We start from the raw sequence: 19,188 nt of genomic DNA, 5'->3' as shown, positions 1-19,188 counted from the left end.
TTAATCAACTCCATTATGCACACAATCTAAAACTCTTTAGCCGCTTTAACTTAATTGGCGAATTGGTGCGCCTGCTAAAAAAGCCTGAATATCTTCAATCGCCTCGCCAAAATAGGCTTTGTAGTTGCGTTGGGATACATAGCCCAAGTGCGGTGTGGCTAAGACATTTGGCAAGCTACGAAATGGGTGTTGGGCTGGCAGCGGCTCAATCTCAAACACATCTAAGCCTGCGCCACCAATCCATCCCTGTTCCAAAGCCTGAATCAAGGCAGCTTGATCGACAATCGCTGCGCGAGATGTGTTGATCAGGTAGGCATGACGGCGCATGCGCTGGAGTTCGGCAGCGCCGATTAAACCGTGCGTCCGTTCGCCTAACACTAAGTGAATCGAAACAATATCACTCTGTTCAAGCAGCTGTTCTTTGGATACAGCGAGCTGAACACCTAGCGCTTGAGTGCGCTCAGCAGTGAGGTTTTGGCTCCACGCCAACACGTCCATACCAAATGCTTGGGCGACTTTGGCAACGTTGCTGCCAATTTTGCCTAAGCCTAATAAGCCCAAACGCTGGCCCGCCAAATCCATGCCAACGCTTTGTTGCCATGGGCCATTGGTGCGTAAAGCCAGATTTTCAGGCACAATCTGGCGAGCCAAGCCTAAAATCAGTGCCCAGGTTAATTCGGCTGGTGGCTCGGAACGGCTCGCCGTGCCACAAACCACCACCCCTTGGGCTTGGGCTGCTGCCACATCGATCGAGGCATTTCGCATACCCGAAGTGATCAACAGCTTGAGGTTTGGCAATTGGGCTAGTAAATCAGCTTTAAATGGTGTTCGTTCGCGCATAATTACCACAATCTCACAATCGTGGATTGCTTGAATTAACGCGGTTTGTTCGCTGAAATAGTTAGAAAAAATCTCTACTTCAACCTGTTCGGCTACCACTGACCAATCAGCCATCGCCAAGGCGGCGTGTTGATAATCGTCAAGAATTGCACAGCGTAGTTTTGTCATTCGATTGCTCCTTGAATGGTTAATCCTAAACCTGGAGTTTGCGGTAAACGCAGCGTACCTTGCTCGATCACAAGGCCTTGAAAGGGGTCATTGACCAAATCAAGATGCCCATCAAGATCAAGGTAATCTGCTAGCCCGGCAAGTTGGGCGATGGCGCTAATTCCAAGGCTGCTTTCAGTTTTACAACCCAACATAACTTTTAAGCCAAATTGCTTGGCCACGTCGATCATCGTGCGAGCTTGGCGTAAGCCTCCACATTTGAAGAGTTTGAGATTAATTACATCAACACATGTATGCAAGCGCAGCACATCAGCAAGCCCACGACAATCTTCATCGGCAACTATGGGAATTGGTGAGTGTTGGCGAATTGTGCGCAGTTGGTCGAGGTTGCCCGCTGGAATTGGCTGTTCGATCAGTTCAACCCCATAGGTATGGCATTGTTGCGCCGCAGCAATCGCTTGATCAACATCCCATGCTCCATTGCCATCAACCCAAATCCGCCCAGCATAGACCTCGCGTAGTTGGCGCAGGCTATCGAGATTGCTATCGGTTGTGAGTTTGAGTTTAAGAATTGGCCATGCCGCCAATTTTGCAGCCTGTGCGACCAAGGCCTGCTCCGATTGTGCGCCAAGCGAGAGTGCCGTTGGTGGGATGCTCAACCCTGCCAAGCCCCAAAGCGCGTGGATGGGTTGGGCAACCACCTTGCCCAAAAGATCATGCCATGCCATATCGATGCCAGCCATCATTGCAGCCTGATTGCGAACGACTGAGGCTAATTGACCTTGATACAGTTCAAATTGCCATGGTGTGGCGGTACTAAGCAATGGTTCACAAGCCTGAATCAGCTGTTGAATTTGCTCAACACTAAGTTGGGTTTCTTTGGGGCAAAGTACCGTACCAAAACCACCATACTCCTGCCAAGTTAATTTGATTACAACTTGGTGCACCGTAGTCGTCGAGCCCTTATTGCTGACAAACGGTTGCTCAAGTTGCAGGCTGAGCACTGTTGTGGTTAAGTTCATGAGCTTGTTTCCGCTAAAGCAGCTGGGGTGGTTGCGGCGACAGGTTCTTCGCCAAGTAAGCGCCAGCCCAAAAATCGCGGACTGCCAAGCACCAACGCCAGTACAGCAAAGCCGAAACAAATTGCCCCACTGAGCAGCAAGGCCCAATTGAGCGAACTATTGGTAGCACTGGCAATCAATGGAATGCTGATCGCCGTGATTAGTGACGTTAGCAAATTGCGCGTGATTCCAATCCGCCCTTTGATCGCTCCGCGAATCCGTAATTGCAGCGTGGTCATCAAAACCGTCCACGAGATCGTGTTGAATGCGCCTAAGCCGAAGCACAGCAGAATGGTGAGCCATTGGTTGCTGAAGAACCCAAGCAGCATAAAACACAGGGCTTGCCCGCCAATCCCGACCATAGTTGAGGTACGCGATCCCCAGCGTTTGGAAAGTGGCTCCACCACGCCACCAGAGATCATCGCTCCGATTGCATAAGCACATTCGATTACTGAGAGCCAATAGACACTGCCATTGTAGCGGGCAGCAATCAGTGGCACGGCGATCAAATTAAACAGGTGCACGGCGACTGCATCAATCGTATTGAGCAACAAATGCCAAATAAAGCCGACTTCGCGGCGCAGCAAGCCGATCACCTCACCCCAACCGCCAATAATCTGTTGCCAAGCATTCTGAACCTGGGCTTTGGCTTCGGCAACTACTTCATGATCAGTTAATTGGATAAAACTAACCGCAAGTGCCGAAAAGAGAAAGGTTAAACCATTGATAAAAAAGGCAACAGCAGGCCCAAGGTAATAGAACACTGGGCTGGCAACAATTACGCCCAATAATTGACCGGCTTGCAAGCTAATATTGGTATAGCCGTTGTAGCGCCCAAGCGAATCGCGGGGAATGGCGGCTGGGGCGAGGGCAAAGGTAGCCGCCCGATAAAATGGATGGGCCACCCGAATCACCAGCGTCATCAACATAATCCAGAGCACCACTTGATCGCCACCAAGCATCAGGCTGGCAAAACAGACAAATAGACCGCGAATAATTTCAACCTGAATACATGTGCGTTTGGGACTACCGCGGTCAACCCATGGTCCTGCAATAAACTGCATTAAGAAGGTTAAGCCCTGTTCGAGAATAATCACTCCACCAAAAGCTGCGGCAGAGCCAGTTCGATCATAGAGTAAAAGCCCGATCGTAAAAGTTTGCATTCCATTGCCAATGGTTGTGATAAAGGTTGCTGCTAATAACCATAACCCTGCAATTGGAATATTCAAGCGTTTGCTTAGCTGTTGCATGCGTTCCTCAATAGGGTTCCAGACGCTTTTGTGTATTCGTTAGGCCAATGCTGAATTTGGCGCAAGCCAATGGATTAATGCGCCAACGATCATGCAGGCCTGACGAAAGCTCAATTCTCGAAAGCCAATTGGTTCAACTGGGCGACTGCTCACCAGCGTTTGGGTGTGCAAAATACCCTGACGTGGCGCAAATCGATGTATCCAGTAGGTCGATAGGATTGTCCGTTGGCGTTCGAGCCATCCTGCTACCTGCTGACTAATTGTTTGCTGATAGGTAGTTTGATCGCTGCTTGGCTCAAGCTGTTGCACCTGCTTGAACAACTCTGTTAGTGCCTCTGCATCGTGAGGATGCTGGTTGGTTGGACAAAGCGCGAAGATCACCGCAGGTAATAAGATCAGCAGCATCGGATCAACTTCGTCAAATGCATCAATGATGCTTTGGCACAGTGTGCGATAGCTTTTGGTGGTTGATTTTTCGGCGATATAGCCATTGCGATAGGGTGGGTAGCCAGCCATATCCCGCGCACCCCAGTGGAAATGCGGATTGAATGGCCGACACATGGTTTGGCGCTCAACCGTGGTGTTGGGGTAATGGGTATGAAAGATTGCCGAGAAAATGCCTGCGAGCAAATGCGAACAGAGCGGCATCTGGTTTGGTAGTTGTTTGATATTGGCAAAAAAGCTCGCTGGCTCGGCTACTGCAAGCCATGGCAGCATACTCGCCTCGGCTAGGTCTGCTGCTGAGCTATAGAACATTGCCCCCATGCGATACCCCTGGGCTTCGCGTTGGATCGCAACCCGTTGCATTCTGCCATCAAGGCTGACCTGATGGCTTAAAATATCTTGAAAGGCCCGGCGTGTATTGGGTTGGATGGCTGCTTGTTCCAGTAAATGCTGGACAATCGCTTTGGCTAGCTCGGCATGGTGCCAGACGCTTTGTGCTTCAAGCCGAAATTCAAATTGCTGAAATTGCTGCATCCGTTGCCAATGCAAGGTATTGAGCGGGATTTGCCCCCCATCAACACTCGTTTGAACAAATGGCGTAAAGAGCGGCTGCTCCCGTTGTCGTTCAACCAAGCCTTGTCCATCCCAGGTGTACAAGGGTAGCAGAGTCCGTTTGCCATGATCGATCAACGAACCAGGCAAGTAGACCCAATCCCCACGTTCTAAGGCCGCATCCTCAGTCTGATTAAAACAGTAAATTAATGGGTATCCATAGCCTTGGCTACAAATCGCTTGATTAAAATCCATCATACCGGCTCGGCCATGGCCAATTTCTTCCCAATTGCCCATATGTCCCGTGCGGGGTGGCAGCAAGGTTGGTGAGTGCTGAATCAAATCCAGCACTTGTCCAACCGGAATATCGGTTAATCCAAGGTGCAGCCAATCGAATGCTTGTTGGCGGTCGGCAAAGCGATCAAGCGTGGGTTCAAGCCGATCGAATAGCCCTAAATGCGCTAAAATAGCGTCTGGTGTCAATTGTTCAGGTTGTTGAGCTGTCATTGTTGATTCACCTGCTTTGCTTGAGGCAGCGCCAAACGTTGCACAACCTGTTGGAGAATGCCGCCAGCGTAGTAGGTTCGCAATTCACTCGGGTTATCAATCCGAACGCGCATTGTCCATCGATTGACGTTGCCATCAGCGTCACTGGCCTCAACCACACATTCGCCCCCGGCTACAAGCGCATCTAAACCATAAATCGTATAGAATTCAGCTCCATTTAATCCAAGGCTTTGCCATGGTTGCCCCGCCATAAATTCCAGCGGCAAAATACCCATACAGACCAAATTGGCCCGATGAATCCGCTCGAAACTTGCCGCCAACACTGCTTGAACACCAAGCAATTTGGGCGCTTTGGCAGCCCAATCACGCGATGAGCCTGAGCCATATTCGTTACCTGCCAGAATAATTAGCGGAGTGTTGGTCGTGGCATAGCGCATGGCCGTAGCATAGATCGTATCTTGCTGGCCGCTCGGCTGATGCAGACTAAAACCACCTTCAATCCCCGCAAGTAGTTGATTTTTTAGCCGAGCGTTAGCAAACCCACCTCGTACCATTAATTCATGATTGCCGCGACGAGCGCCATAGGCATTAAAATCTGATGGTGCAACGCCCTGCTCAAGCAAATAGCGCCCAGCTTCGCCCTTAGGATCAATTGCGCCACCAGGTGAAATATGGTCGGTGGTAATGCTATCGCCTAACAACGCCAACACCCGCGCATCCTTAATGATGCTTGGTGATTGGTTGCTTTTGCCATGAATATAGTGCGGACGCTTAAGATAGGTTGATTGGGTTGCCCATGGATAGAACAGCGTCTTTTCGATGGTAATCGCTTGCCATTCAGCGGGAATCACTGGTTGTTGATAGTGTTTGTGAAACATGCTTGGTTTAATCAGGTTGGCCAAAAGCGCTTGAATTGTTTGCTCCCTTGGCCAAATATCAGCCAAATAGACGGCTTGTCCATCACTGCCATAACCAAGCGGCTCAGTTTCGAGATCGATGTTCATGGTTCCAGCTAGGGCATAGGCAATCACTAATGGCGGTGAGGCCAGATAATTCAAGCGAATCGCTGGATGAATTCGACCTTCAAAGTTGCGATTGCCACTCAATACGCCGCTGGCCATTAACCCCTGTTCAGCGACTGCTTGGCTCAGCTGTGGATGAATTGGCCCACTACTGCCCGAACAAGTCATACAGCCATAGCCTACAATCTGAAAGCCGAGGGTTTCCAAGGCTGGTAGCAACCCTGCTTCTTGCAGATAGGTGGTCACGACCCGTGAGCCTGGCGAAAGGCTGGTTTTGACATAACGAGGAACGCGTAGCCCGCGTGCAACTGCCTGCTGCGCCAAAACGCCTGCTGCCAACATTACTGCAGGATTCGAAGTATTGGTGCATGAAGTGATTGCCGCTAGCAGCAATGCCCCATGGTCTAAGCGATACGTTTGATCATCAAGCGCTACCGTAATCGGTTGCTGCTTTGGCTGCGTGGCTGCAACTACCGAAGCTGGCACAGCACGCAGGCTTAGGCGATCTTGGGGGCGGGCTGGTCCTGCAACACATGCTTCAACCGTCGCAAGATCAAACTGGATCAGTTTGGCAAACTGGGGCAATTGGGCATTAGGTTGGCGAAAAAGCCCTTGAAATTGATAATAGGCTTCGACCTGTTGGATCAACTCGGCTGAACGACCCGTCGTTTGGAGATAGCGAATCGTTTCTGCATCAACTGGGAAGTAGCCGCAGGTGGCTCCATATTCAGGAGCCATATTGGCAATCGTGGCACGTTCGGCAATACTAAGCTGATTAACCCCAGTGCCACAAAATTCGACAAACTGTTCAACTACGCCCGCTTGACGCAAGCGTTGGGTGAGGCTTAACACCAAGTCGGTTGTCGTCACACCTGGACGTAGTGAGCCAGTTAATTCAACCCCAACGACGCTGGGCAAGGTCAGCATAAGTGGGTAACCAAGCATAACCGCTTCGGCCTCGATGCCACCCACGCCCCAACCAAGTACCCCTAAACCATTAATCATCGTGGTATGGCTATCAGTTCCACAGACACTATCAGGCAACATGAGTTCACCAGTGGCCGTTACCTGGGTTTGGACAACGGTTGCGAGGTGTTCAAGATTAATTTGGTGAACAATGCCGCTACCAGGTGGAAAGACCCGCACATGTTTAAACGCGGCTTCGGACCAACGTAATAAGTGATAGCGCTCTTGGTTGCGTTCAAACTCGTAGCGTGTGTTGATGGCGAATGCATTTGGCACACCAGCCACATCAACAATAATCGAGTGGTCTACCACGACATCTGTTGGGACAACGGGATTGACCAAGCTTGGGTCGCCGCCAGCCTCAGCTACGGCCTCGCGAATTGCCGCTAAATCTACAAATACCGGAACTCCTGTAAAATCTTGCAACAGTACCCTGGCTGGCAGATAAGGAATAACCACTTTTGGCTGTGCAATGTCGGGCTGCTGGAGTTGGTTAATCAATGCTTCGATCGCTGCGAGATCGCTCAACCCGCGTCCAAAGGCGCGTAATTGCGCTTCAAGCAAAAGTCGGAGCGAAAATGGCAGCGTTTCAAGTTCAAGCTGATAGCTACTTGCGAGTGCTTGAATTGACCAGACGCGATAGGTTTGGCCTGCACACTCCAATGAACGTTGGAATGCTGGATTCACTGTTTGCATTAGGCCGTTCCTTCACCTGCTAAGTGGCGAGCCAAGGCCAACCGATCAATTTTGCCATTGGCATTCAGCGGCATGGTTTCAAGCTGATAGATGGTGCGCGGCAGCATATAGCTTGGGAGCAATGGCTGAACCGCCTGTTGCAGATCACTGACTGCAATGCTTGGCGCAATTACAAACGCGACAATTCCGCTCGCCGAACCGTTTTCAAGCGGCCAGCCCAGTGCAACCGCAGCAACTACGCCTGGTTGGAGTAATAACGCCCCTTCAATCTCGCTTAATTCCACCCGGTAGCCATGGACTTTAATTTGTTGATCGCTGCGCCCAAGGTAAATCATGCTGCCATTGGTGCGGCATACAACCCGATCACCGGTGCGGTAGTAGCCGAGTTCCTCGCCATTAAGCTGTTTGCTGCGCAGAAACCGTTGCTCCGTGAGGCTTGGGTTGTGCCAATAGCCTTGGAAGGTTTGTGGGCCAGCAACACACAATTCGCCTTCTGTACCTGCTGGTACAGGATTATCGTTTGCGTCAACCACCACCGCGGTTAAACCTGGGTAGAGTTTACCAATTGGGACCACTTCATTCAAACATTCAGCAGGCGAGGTGAGGGAATTCCAGCGATACACTGCACAGGCGATTGTTAATTCGGTTGGACCATAGAGATTGTCGATTATTGAGTTGGGCGCAGCAAGTTGCCAAGCCTCAGCGGTAGCTTTGGGCAACGCTTCGCCACAAAAAAGGCTTAAGCGTAAGTTGGGCAAGCTATTGGGCTTGAGTAGTTTTTGTTTGCGCAGTAACGCGGCAACTGATGGTACCGAAAACCAAATCGTAATTCCCTGCTCTTCAATTAAGCGAAAAGGTGAGAGCAATTGGATCGGTTGGATAACACAGACCGCCGCACCATGATTCCAAGCCATAAAAAGATCAAAGATGGCCAGATCAAAGGTTTGATCAAAGGTCTGGCTCAGCCGATCAGCAGGCGTAATCTGATATCGTGCTTGATTTACCTTGAGAAAGTGTGCGACATTGGCATGACTAATTGGTACGCCTTTGGGGTTGCCGGTGCTACCCGAAGTGAATAACAGATAGGCAATTGCCTCAGGCGGCACAGTAACTGGTTCATGATCAGTCGGTAGCTCAGCAAGCTCGGCTTGAGTATAGATCATTGTATCAAGCAGCGGCGCACGCAAACAATCAGGCAAGAGGACACATGGCGGTAGTACTGGCAGCGAATCGGCCAATTGCAAAAATTGGTCATACGATTGGTGATCGACAATAATCGCATCAAGCTCTGCTTGCTCGATCATCGCTTGGGTCCGTTGAAGTGGAAAGTTGTAGTTCAGCGGCACAAAGGTTGCGCCAGCCAATAAGCTTGCCAAAATCCCGATGTAGGCTGCTTCACTACGATAGGCAAAAATACCAACACGATGCAGCGGTTTGGTTGATTGGCGAAGCGCGAAAGCCCAGCGTTGGGCAACTGTATATAATTTGACATAATCATACTGTTTATTACCAATCGTTAAAGCGATGTTATTTGGATAGCGCTGGACGCTCTGTAGAAAACCGCTGTGCAATTGGCTGGTTGCGTGTGCTTGGTTTGGCTCGCTTTGGCATGGAGGCACAACTTCAAGCATCTGGTTAAACTCAATCATCATCTATTCTCCAATAAGGCGTTAGGCGTGTTATAGACTTGTTATTGACGTTGGCTCAATGCTGGATAGGGCTGATCAATTGGCCCAACATAGGCAAGCAATGGGCGAATCAAAATATTGTTGGCATATTGCTCTTGAATTTGGGCCAACCAGCCCACGGTTCGGCCAACAATAAATGCTGGAACAAACAGATCGTAGGGAATACCCAAAAGGTGATAAATAACACTGGCATAAAAATCAACATTCACATCGATTCCTTTGGCCATATAGGGACGCATTGCTTGAACAACCGCTTCAAGAATCGCGTAATAGTTGTTATCGCTTTGTGCGCTCAAGGCCTGCGCTGCTTTGCGTAAATGACGTGCTCGTGGATCTTCGGTTTGATAGACCCGATGCCCAAAACCCATCACTGGCTGATTGTTGGCTTGTAAGTTGGCTACATAATCGGCAGCTCGCTCAGGAGTACCGATCGCTTGAATCATGGCAATGACCTGTTCGATGGCCCCGCCATGGAGTGGGCCTGCAAAGGCGGCAATTGCAGCAGTGAGCGCTGCATACCAGTCTGAGCGTGTTCCTGCGACAACTCGGGCTGCAAAGGTTGAAGCATTGGCACTATGATCAGCATGCAGAATCAGAATCTGATTCACGATCTGCTGAGCCTGTTGGCTCGGAATGGTTCCTTGGAGCATGTAGAGAAAATTAGCAGCATGATCAAGCGTTGGGTTGGGCTGGATTGGTGTTTTTCCTTGGCGAATCGCATGATGAGCTGCAATCAAGCAGGGCATTTGTGCAATCAGTCGAATAGACCGAGCTTTGGTTGCAGTAACTGATCCATCAAGGCGCTCAGCATCGAACGTGGCAAGCGCCGAAAGGCAGGTGCGCAAAACTTCGGTGGGATGGCCATCTTTTAGGAGCTGAATCAACTCCAAAATCGTTGCTGGTATCTCTCGTGCTGCCACCAACTGGTGCTTAAATTGATCCAACTCAGTGGTTGTTGGCAATTGCCCATTCAATAATAAAAAGGCTGTTTCCTCAAACGTCGTTTGCTCAACCAAATCATGAATGCTATAGCCGCGATATTGCAAGCGGCCTTGTTTGCCATCGATCAACGTGATCTGGCTCTGATCGAAGGTTACTCCTGCAAGGCCACGATAGACCACACCACCGTCAGTTTGAGTTTCAATCCCTGCTGTGTGGGTTGATGTCGGCTGAAGCGTCCCCTGCATATAGGCCTTAATTTGGGCAACAGAACTAAGTGTAACAATGGTATCAGGTTCGATTGTCACTCCATAGGTTGTTTCTAATGCCAACATCAAGTTAATATGCGCCAATGAATCCCATTGCATAATTGAACGGTAGCTAAGTTGATCGGTTACCATATATTCTGGAATTTGCAGCACCTGAGCAATCAGATTGGTTATATCTGAAATTTGATTATTGGTGATTTTTTGTGGATTGACCATAGAACGTTTAAACTCCTGATTCTCAATTCTTAACTGAAGGCACAACGATATAGATACATACTTAAATCAATATTATATGATTAAGTGTGTATATAAACTATTAAATTATTTGCTTTAGTAATAATTGATATTGTTGCAGCAGAAATGGAGGTAGATAGGCAACATTATTATTTTAAGCCGAAGTTTTAATTCCCTCAAGCACGGTTGTGTAGTATACGCGCATGATTATCGTATGTCAATACGAAAAAAGGCTGATGAAAATGAGAGTTTTATCATTCACATTTAACCTTTCCCAATCGCAAAACTAGGCTACACTAGACCAATACTAATCATTTGATTAAAGGTTTAAACCCGCTATGAAACAGGTTAACGTGTATCAAGTTGATGCCTTCACTCAGCATAAATTTCGCGGAAATCCTGCTGGGGTTGTGACACATGCTGATGATCTGAGCACCCACGAGATGCAACAACTGGCCCGCGAACTGAATAACTCCGAAACGGTCTTTTTGCTTGCGCCGACTGATTCAAGTCATGCGGTCTGGCTACGATTTTTTACCCCTACCGTCGAAGTTCCATTGTGTGGTCATGCGACGATTGCGGCTCACTATGTGCGTGCCCATGAGCTGCAATTAGGCTCATGCCAACTCCGACATAAAACTGGAGCCGGGATACTGCCAATTGAAGTTATCCAAGCCAATAATGATTATCAAATTATTATGACTCAAGCTGCAATTGAGTTTGGCCCGATCATTGATGGACAATCCAAACAGGCTTTACTTGATGCGCTTGGTCTGACTATTCACGACCTGCATTACGCATGCCCGATTCAAATAGTCTCAACGGGGCATTCCAAAGTATTAATTGGGATTAACCAGCGCACAAAGCTTGATCAACTGCGCCCGAATCTTGCAGCCCTTACCCTGCTGAGTAAACAAATTGGCTGCAATGGCTATTTTGTCTATACATTAGACTCTGATGATCCGGCGATTCTTTCCTATGGGCGGATGTTTTCACCAGCGATTGGGATCAATGAAGATCCGGTTACGGGGAATGCAAATGGGCCACTCGGAGCCTACTTAGTGCATCATCGATTGGTTGCCCACAACGGAATCCATTTGCGGTTTACTGCATGTCAAGGTGTTGCGATTGGGAGGACTGGGTATATTGAGGTTCAGGTGTTGATTGAAGCTGATGAGCCTGTTTTGGTTAAAGTTGGGGGTCATGCAGTGATTGTTTTTCAAACGAGCATTCAGTTGTAATATTTGCTGCCGTTAGGAAAAAATAATCGCATGGCCACAGGCAATAGGCGGGATGACCAGTTTTAGGGCGTTGGATTATACTGATCAGACTCGTCCTGGCCATTTGCACTCAACGCTGAATTTGGTAGCATGCTGCTAGTTCATTGGTTTTGGATAGATGGAGCATACCCTATCCTGATGTCAGATTCCGCACAATCCAGTGTCAGAGTAGGGTTATTTTTGCCATTTCTTGACGAATGCTCACAATGGTCTTAAACTCTATCCTGACAGTACATCCGCGAGGAGACCATCATGGCGGGACAACGGGTGGGCTATATTCGCATCAGTACCAGCGATCAGCATCCGGATCGACAGCTCGACGGCCAGACCCTTGATCGCGTCTTTACCGAGCACGCTTCGGGTAAGGATCGTAACCGACCGCAGCTAGCGGCCTTATGCGCATTTGTGCGGACTGGCGATACGGTGGTTGTCCATAGTATGGATCGCTTGGCTCGCAATCTTGATGATCTCCGTGAGATTGTGCAGACCCTGACCCAACGCGGCGTGGCGATTCACTTTGTCACCAAGCACTTGACGTTTACGGGGAATGATTCCCCGATGGCGACGCTCATTCTCTCCATGCTTGGAGCGGTGGCTGAATTTGAACGGGCCTTGATCCGCGAACGCCAGCGCGAAGGGATCGCCATGGCCAAGCAGCGTGGCGTGTATAAAGGTCGGAAGAAGGTGCTGAATCCTGCGACCATCGCTCAGGTCGTCGATCGAGCCGCTGCCGGGGAATCCAAAACGGCCTTAGCCCGCGAGCTGGGCATTAGCCGTGAAACGCTCTATCAGTATCTGCGTCAGCATGCGACGGCTGACCGAACTCATTAAGGAACGGAGGATGGAATGAGCCTAGTTGCGATTCTTGAACAAGTCCAAACCTTGAGCATCCAAGAACGGAAAGATCTGGTGAAATTCTTGGTCGATTCCTTGGATGTCCCCCCGCGCCAACCGCTCCTGCGCTTGGCGGATATGGCAGGCTTTGCTGCATCGTTGGCCACGGGCGAGGATGCCCAAACCTATGTCGATGGGTTACGGGATGCCTGGGAGCGACCACAATGAGTGTGTTGACGACCCTTGCCCCGATCCGGCGGTTGTATTTCGATACGGCTCCTTTGATTTACTATACGGAGGGGCATGCGCAGTATTTACCAACGCTGCGGGTCATTATGGGGCAAATTGCTCCCGATCAGATCCACGCGATCACCTCGGTGTTAACGCTCACCGAAACGCTGATGAAACCGCTCCAGCAGCAGCAGATGGCCCTCGTGCACCAGTATCGCCTCCTCTTTTATCAAACTGCGGCGCTGACGATGGTGCCGATTACGGCTCCGATTGCTGAGTTGGCGGCTACGCTCCGGGCGCAGTATGGGCTGCGGACTCCGGATGCGTTACAACTCGCGACGGCGATTGATGCGGGCTGTGATGCCTTTTTAACCAATGATTTTGCCTTGCAGCGGGTTACTGAGATACCGGTACTGGTGGTCGATGCCTTGGCAAACGTGGCTCCTTAATCGTGCTTGTTGGTTCCTGACACTGAAGAGGGGGTAGCCGTCGCGGTGCTCCCTCACACACCGATCATCCCGACCTGAAAATGATGCTTGACATGCACCAATGTGCCCATGATAATAGGGACACATTGGCGCTTTCGTATGAATCCCCCGATGAGTGAGGGGGATGGAGGAATGCATATGCCCCTGCTTCGGCGTGGGCGCGTTTGGTACGCGCTCTGTCTTTTTTGCATGCTGGTTCCCTTGTTCGTGCATCCGGCCACCATCCAACCCGTTATGGCTGCGCCGCTTGTCCCAGCATCGTCCACGCACCAGTGGACGCAAGCAACCCCGACCGCGCTGCTCATCGCCAATACGGCGGATGGCATCACCCTCACCAGTGCGGATACCGCCCTTCGCCAATTTCTGGAAACCACTATGGGCTGGACAGTCACGCTTAAAGATGATGACCTCGTCCAAGCGAGTGATGCGGCGGCGGTCAATGTGGTGGTCATTTCGGCATCGATTGATTCGTATAAATTAGACAATGATTTTACCTATGTCACCACGCCGATGGTAGTGAATGAATATGCGCTCTATGATCAATTGGGCATGACGAATGGCGCATCGGGAACGGATTATGGGATTAACTCGGGAACCCCGACTACGACCATCACGCTGCTCGATCCAACCCATCCCTTAGCGGGTGGCAAGAGTGGAACCATCACCGTCCAAAGTCAGAGTTTGCGCTTGCCCTATGGCCGTCCGGTCAATCAAGGGGTGAAGGTCGCAAATCTGCCGGGCAGCACGAGTAAAACGGTGCTGTTTGGCTACGATACTGGGGCGACGATGACGATCCCCAGCACCAAGGATGGCGGCTTAGTGGGGTCAACCCCGTTAGCGGCCCCGGCACGTCGGGTTGGGTTGTTCTTGGATGCCGATACCCCCTTATACTTAACCAGCGATGGGTGGGATCTCGTTCGTTCCGCGTTGCTGTGGGCGATTGGGCAAACCCCACCGAGTGGCACGCCAACGCCCACTACCGTCGCGCCGACGGCAACGCCTGCGCCGGAAACCGCGACGGCTGCTCCAGCGACCGCCACGGCCACGAGTCTGCCTCCGACGGCAACCGCGACGAATCTGCCCCCAACCGTCACGCCACCGAGTGGTGCGGGGAAAAACCTGCTCTTGGTGGTGGGCAGTGTGCCCTTGGGGAGTGGTGATGCGGCGGTACTGCAACGCTTGACCGATGCCCAGTACACCGTGCAGGTAATTCCCCAGACCAGTCTTACCCTCGAGGCAACCCAGGGCATGCATGGCGTGTTGATCTCCTCAACCGTCAGCGCGTCGGCGATTGGTATGCTGTTGACCACCCATCCCGTGCCCGTGTTGACCTGGGAATATGCGCTCTATGATGATCTGCGAATGACGGGCACGAGTTCCGGTACGCATTTCGGGACGAGTACGGGCAGTACGCTCAGTATTGCGGCTCCGACACATCCGATTGCCGCCGGGTTGAGTGGGGTCGTCAGCGTGAGCGGATCAGCGGTCACCTTGGCCTTTGGGCAACCACTTGCCCAAGCAACGCTGGTCGCCGCCTTACCCAATGCGCCAGCATCGGCGGGCATTTTTACCTATGCCCAAGGGGCTGCATTAAGCAGCGGAACGGCTCCCGCACGGCGGGCGGGCTTTTTCTTTGATAACACCAGCCCAACAACGGCAACCGCGACCGGCTGGGCGTTGTTTGAGCGGAGTGTGGCGTGGCTGATTGAGGGCTTTACCCCCATTCAACCCGCGACGGCGACCCCGACCGCGACGGTAGTCCCCAGTCCCACTCCGACCGCGAGTCCGACGATCGTTCCGAGTGTCACCCCAGTGGTGCCGCCCAGTGCGACCCCTATCCCGACTGCGACTCCCTTGGTCATTCCGCCTGATCCGGCAGCAGTGGCCCCCGCGTTAAGTGCGTTTACCGCCAGCGATTTGTTTGCGGATACCGCCTTCTTGTATACGGGAACGACCCCGATTCAAACGGGGGTGGCCCCAGATACGATTACCGCGCAGCGGGTGGCGGTGATTCGTGGACGGGTGCTAGATCGCACGCGCCAGCCGATTCCTGGCGTGCAAATCACGATTAAGGATCATCCCGAATTTGGTATGACCCACACCCGGGCCGATGGCATGTTTGATTTGGTGGTCAATGGTGGCAGTCGGTTGGTGGTCCAGTATCAGCATCCACAGTTTTTGCGGGTGCAACGGGCCGTGACCACCCCCTGGCGTGATAGTGTCTGGACTCCTGAGGTCGTACTCACGCCGCTCTCGCCGATCGTCACAACGATTCAGTTGGGGGGCGCTGCGCAGGCTGCCGAGGGCACGGTTAGCACCGATGATCGGGGGACGCGCCAGGCGCGGCTCTTCTTCCCTGCGGGCATTACGGCCACGTTGCGCCTGCCGTCAGGAGCCACCCAGCCGCTGACCAGCATTGCGGTGCGGGCGAGCGAATATACCGTCGGCGATACGGGACGTGCAGCGATGCCGGGCGAATTGCCGAGTAATAGTGGCTATACCTATGCAGCAGAATTCAGCGCCGATGAAGCGTTGGCGGTCGATGGCTCGGTGGAATTTAGTCAGGCAGTCGCCAACTATACGGAAAACTTCATGGGCTTTCCGGTAGGGATGGCTGTCCCCACGGGCTGGTACGATGCCCAACGGGCGGTCTGGGTTCCGAGTCCCAATGGTCGGATCATCGCAGTCTTAACCACCGCACCATTGACCCTGGATCTGACGGGGGATGGGGTGGCCGATGACCCAGCCAGCCTCGGGATTGGTGCGGATGAACAAGCCTTTGTGGCCAGCACCTATTCGGCGGGAACCAGCCTGTGGCGGGTGCCGATGACCCACTTTACGCCGTGGGATCATAACTGGCCCTTTGGCCCACCAGACGATGCGGTTGGCCCTAATGGTGGCCCATTAAGCAGTGATCCCCCGATTAGCATTCCCTGTGAACAACCGGGGTCGGTGATTACCTGTGAAACCCAAAGTGTTGGGGAAGAGGTTGCGCTTGCGGGCACACCATTCCGATTGGTCTACACGAGTGATCCTGCGGCGGCCCATCATCAGGAAGTCGTCATTCCGCTGAGTGGGGCAACCATTCCGAATTCGCTGACCGGGATTGATGTAACGGTGCAGATAGGTGGGCAACAATGGACGCAGGCCTTTTCGCCGAGTACCAATTTGGCAACGATCTTTACGTGGGATGGATTGGATGCCTATGGGCGGATGCTCCAAGGCAGTCAGTCCGCGACGATCAAGATCGGGTTTACCTATCCTGGTCAGTATCGCACTCCGGCCCAATTCGGGAGTGCGTTTGGCCAATTTGGGACAGGCGGAATCTCCCTAACGGGTGACCGCGCTACCGAGATGATTACGGTCGAACGCGTGTTAAACACAACGCTTGGCCGACTCCATGTCAGTCAAAATGCGATTGGCGGATGGTCGTTGGATATTCATCATCAGTATGATACGCATCAACGTATCCTCTATCGTGGTGATGGGAGTCGCCAGCGGGCGGAGGCGCTGACCGCTGTTACCCGAACAGGAGTCGGCTGGGCCTATCCGCGGCTTCATGCGATTGCCCCAACCCGTGATGGGGGACGCTATGAAGCAGGTGGATCGGGTTCGATCAGTACAAACCTGTGGGAGTGGTTGCCCGATGGAACGCGGAGGCAACGATCCGGAATCCTGAATGGGTTACCACCAGCTGATGGGCAATTACTCAGTCATACCGAATTTAATGGCATCCGTGCGCTGCATACCACGCCAACGGGTGAGGTCTATCTGACCGATGAGGGATCGACGTGGGGTGGCAACGCACCTGCAATCTACCGAATTACGGCTGATCAGCGGCTCGAACGGGTGGTTGGGGGGACGACCAAAGCGTTGACGCTCACACCAGATGGTGCTGTGGCGCGAACGATGCCGATCGGGACACCCCTTGCCGTAGATGTGGATACTGATGGAACCGTGTGGTTTATTGATGCCTATACGGTTGAGGTTCCGCAGGCGAATGGCCCGATCATCGGCAAGACGGTGACAGCATTGCGCGTGGTCCGGACGGATGGGCAGGTCATCCATCCCGTCGCACCAACGCAGCTGCGGTGTGGCTTTCCCAATTTACGGGATGAGGAGATCGTCCATGTCACGCATGATACGCGCGGGAATCATTATCTCGCCCTGCGTGGCCGCTATCCGGCGGTTGCGGGGCCGACAGGAACCGGGTGTATCCTGCGGATTGATGCGGCAGGAACGATTACGCGGATTGCGGGCCGAGATACCAACGGTCAAGCCATTGGACAATATCCGGAAGGATGGTTGGCGACGGAATCCCCCCTTATCGATCCTAATGCCGTTCATGTCCATTCAGATGGACGGTTGATTGTGCAAGACATCGGAGCCTTACGCGAGATCCTTCCCGACGGCGAAATGCGAACCATTGTCGGGAATCCGTCCCCGAGCACTGATCCCCAACTGGACGAACTCTTTGGGAGTATGGTGGGTCCCAATGGCCAGATTTCGTTTACCTCGCGTGCGGTGAAACAGGGAACTGTCGCGCCGCCGTTCCCCGGTGTGGGACAAGCACGCCTTGAAGTGCCATCCTCAGATGGGAGCGAAGTCTACGTTTTTGCATCCACAGGCCGCCATTTACTGACCCGCGATGCGATGACCGGGGTGCTTCGCTATACCTTTCTCTATGATACAGCAGGACGGTTAACGGGGGTGCGGGATCAGCATGGACAGACCACGACGATCACGCGGATAGCCGATGGCACCCCAACGGCGGTGGTGAGCCCCGATGGGGTTACGACCACGCTGACGGTCGGCTCCGATGGCAGCGTGCAGGCGATCAATGATCCGACCCAGAGTCGCTGGCAGCTTCAGTATCAGGATGGACTATTGACGCGCTTGATTGATCCACGCAATCCTGATTGGCAGCATCAGTATACGTATACCGCTGATGGGCATCTCAGCCAAGACATTGGGGCAACCGGCGGATGGACAGCGCTCGATCAGACGCGGCTCAGTGCCACGACGACCATCGTGACCAGTACCACGGCCACGGGGATCATGACGGCGCATCGGATTAGTACCGCCGCCGATGGCACGACGAGCCGGATGGTGACGACCGAAGGTCGCCCAACGATCACGACCGCGATCGATGCCCATGGCAATCAGGTGCTGATTGATGCACGGGGCATGCGGCGCACGACGACCATGGCTCCTGATCCCCGTTGGGGGATGACGGCTCCCTATCCTGCGGCGATCACGGTGACCAATCCGGCAGGACAGGTGGTGGCAACCGCCACGATGCACCGGAGTGTAGTGCTGAGTGACCCGACCGATCCGTGGAGTTTGGTGACGTGGCAGGAGGTCTTCACCCAACACGGCTTGACGACCACGACCATCTATACCGCCGCAACCCGCACGCGTCAGGTAACCTTGCCATCAGGGGTCGTGCGCGTGACCACCTATAACGCAGCTGGACAGCCGATTACGGAAACGGCGACCGATCAGGCCGTGAAATCATGGACGTATCAGCCCGATGGCCGACTCGCTAGTGACACGATCGGGACGGGGCCAACTGCTGCGACAACGACCTATGCCTATACGCCCCAGGGCTTTATCGCCGCCATCACCAATGCGCTGGGCGAAACGACCACCTATACCCATGATGCCGCCGGACGGATCGCGACCGTAACCCACCCGACGGGCCATACCCGCCAGTATT

General features: G+C 52.7%; 12 protein-coding genes. 5 read left to right on the top strand and 7 right to left on the bottom strand.

From position 1 onward, the window contains the following. Positions 1–45: 45 nt before the first annotated feature. Genes DEF47_RS01820 through DEF47_RS01790 form a run of 7 tightly spaced genes read right to left on the bottom strand, consistent with a single transcriptional unit; the run spans position 46 to position 10,618 of the window. Positions 46–1,008, bottom strand: coding sequence for a D-2-hydroxyacid dehydrogenase family protein (locus tag DEF47_RS01820; RefSeq protein ID WP_012189572.1), 963 nt, complete (start codon positions 1,006–1,008; stop codon positions 46–48). Further along, positions 1,005–2,030 (bottom strand): mandelate racemase/muconate lactonizing enzyme family protein, encoded by a 1,026-nt coding sequence (locus tag DEF47_RS01815; protein WP_012189573.1) that lies wholly within the window; start codon positions 2,028–2,030, stop codon positions 1,005–1,007. Before DEF47_RS01815 ends, DEF47_RS01820 begins: the two co-directional genes overlap by 4 nt. After that, a complete protein-coding gene (locus DEF47_RS01810) occupies positions 2,027–3,319 on the bottom strand; it encodes an MFS transporter (RefSeq protein ID WP_012189574.1) in 1,293 nt (430 codons plus the stop codon). The genes DEF47_RS01815 and DEF47_RS01810 overlap by 4 nt, the downstream gene beginning before the upstream one ends. Before the next feature lie 39 nt (positions 3,320–3,358). Further along, entirely contained in the window at positions 3,359–4,822 is a 1,464-nt protein-coding gene (locus DEF47_RS01805) for a DUF6025 family protein (RefSeq protein WP_012189575.1), read from the bottom strand. Next, positions 4,819–7,506, bottom strand: a complete 2,688-nt coding sequence (gene acnA / locus DEF47_RS01800; protein WP_012189576.1) for an aconitate hydratase AcnA — start codon at positions 7,504–7,506, stop codon at positions 4,819–4,821. The genes DEF47_RS01805 and acnA overlap by 4 nt, the downstream gene beginning before the upstream one ends. Then, a complete protein-coding gene (locus tag DEF47_RS01795) occupies positions 7,506–9,158 on the bottom strand; it encodes an amino acid adenylation domain-containing protein (RefSeq protein ID WP_012189577.1) in 1,653 nt (550 codons plus the stop codon). The genes acnA and DEF47_RS01795 overlap by 1 nt, the downstream gene beginning before the upstream one ends. 38 nt (positions 9,159–9,196) lie before the next feature. Next, positions 9,197–10,618, bottom strand: coding sequence for a citrate/2-methylcitrate synthase (locus tag DEF47_RS01790; RefSeq protein WP_012189578.1), 1,422 nt, complete (start codon positions 10,616–10,618; stop codon positions 9,197–9,199). Between the two features lie 356 nt (positions 10,619–10,974). On the opposite strand from DEF47_RS01790, the gene DEF47_RS01785 reads away from it, so the two are divergent. The 5 genes from DEF47_RS01785 to DEF47_RS01765 form a co-directional block, all read left to right on the top strand. Continuing rightward, positions 10,975–11,877, top strand: a complete 903-nt coding sequence (locus DEF47_RS01785; protein ID WP_012189579.1) for a PhzF family isomerase — start codon at positions 10,975–10,977, stop codon at positions 11,875–11,877. Positions 11,878–12,168: 291 nt separating this feature from the next. After that, complete coding sequence (locus tag DEF47_RS01780) at positions 12,169–12,747, top strand: recombinase family protein (RefSeq protein ID WP_012189580.1); 579 nt, start codon at positions 12,169–12,171, stop codon at positions 12,745–12,747. A gap of 15 nt (positions 12,748–12,762) precedes the next feature. Beyond that, the gene (locus DEF47_RS01775) at positions 12,763–12,978 is read left to right on the top strand and encodes a hypothetical protein (protein ID WP_012189581.1); all 216 of its coding nucleotides are present in this window, start codon (positions 12,763–12,765) and stop codon (positions 12,976–12,978) included. Next, complete coding sequence (locus DEF47_RS01770) at positions 12,975–13,430, top strand: type II toxin-antitoxin system VapC family toxin (RefSeq protein WP_012189582.1); 456 nt, start codon at positions 12,975–12,977, stop codon at positions 13,428–13,430. Before DEF47_RS01775 ends, DEF47_RS01770 begins: the two co-directional genes overlap by 4 nt. Before the next feature lie 177 nt (positions 13,431–13,607). After that, positions 13,608–19,188, top strand: a 5,581-nt coding sequence (locus tag DEF47_RS01765; protein WP_502697248.1) for an RHS repeat domain-containing protein, incomplete at its 3' end; no start/stop codon positions are given.

Source organism: Herpetosiphon sp. (genome assembly GCF_003512625.1).
Lineage (GTDB): Bacteria > Chloroflexota > Chloroflexia > Chloroflexales > Herpetosiphonaceae > Herpetosiphon > Herpetosiphon aurantiacus.
Note: the sequence above shows the minus strand (reverse complement) of the source record. Positions and strands in the feature narration are given on the sequence as shown.

What these genes read in the sequence shown, in the direction of transcription:
- DEF47_RS01815 (WP_012189573.1), bottom strand. Translation starts at nt 2,030, where the DNA reads ATGAACTTAACCACAACAGTGCTCAGCCTGCAACTTGAGCAACCGTTT.
- DEF47_RS01795 (WP_012189577.1), bottom strand. Translation starts at nt 9,158, where the DNA reads ATGATGATTGAGTTTAACCAGATGCTTGAAGTTGTGCCTCCATGCCAA.
- DEF47_RS01810 (WP_012189574.1), bottom strand. Translation starts at nt 3,319, where the DNA reads ATGCAACAGCTAAGCAAACGCTTGAATATTCCAATTGCAGGGTTATGG.
- DEF47_RS01775 (WP_012189581.1), top strand. Translation starts at nt 12,763, where the DNA reads ATGAGCCTAGTTGCGATTCTTGAACAAGTCCAAACCTTGAGCATCCAA.
- acnA (WP_012189576.1), bottom strand. Translation starts at nt 7,506, where the DNA reads ATGCAAACAGTGAATCCAGCATTCCAACGTTCATTGGAGTGTGCAGGC.
- DEF47_RS01805 (WP_012189575.1), bottom strand. Translation starts at nt 4,822, where the DNA reads ATGACAGCTCAACAACCTGAACAATTGACACCAGACGCTATTTTAGCG.
- DEF47_RS01780 (WP_012189580.1), top strand. Translation starts at nt 12,169, where the DNA reads ATGGCGGGACAACGGGTGGGCTATATTCGCATCAGTACCAGCGATCAG.
- DEF47_RS01770 (WP_012189582.1), top strand. Translation starts at nt 12,975, where the DNA reads ATGAGTGTGTTGACGACCCTTGCCCCGATCCGGCGGTTGTATTTCGAT.
- DEF47_RS01820 (WP_012189572.1), bottom strand. Translation starts at nt 1,008, where the DNA reads ATGACAAAACTACGCTGTGCAATTCTTGACGATTATCAACACGCCGCC.
- DEF47_RS01790 (WP_012189578.1), bottom strand. Translation starts at nt 10,618, where the DNA reads ATGGTCAATCCACAAAAAATCACCAATAATCAAATTTCAGATATAACC.
- DEF47_RS01785 (WP_012189579.1), top strand. Translation starts at nt 10,975, where the DNA reads ATGAAACAGGTTAACGTGTATCAAGTTGATGCCTTCACTCAGCATAAA.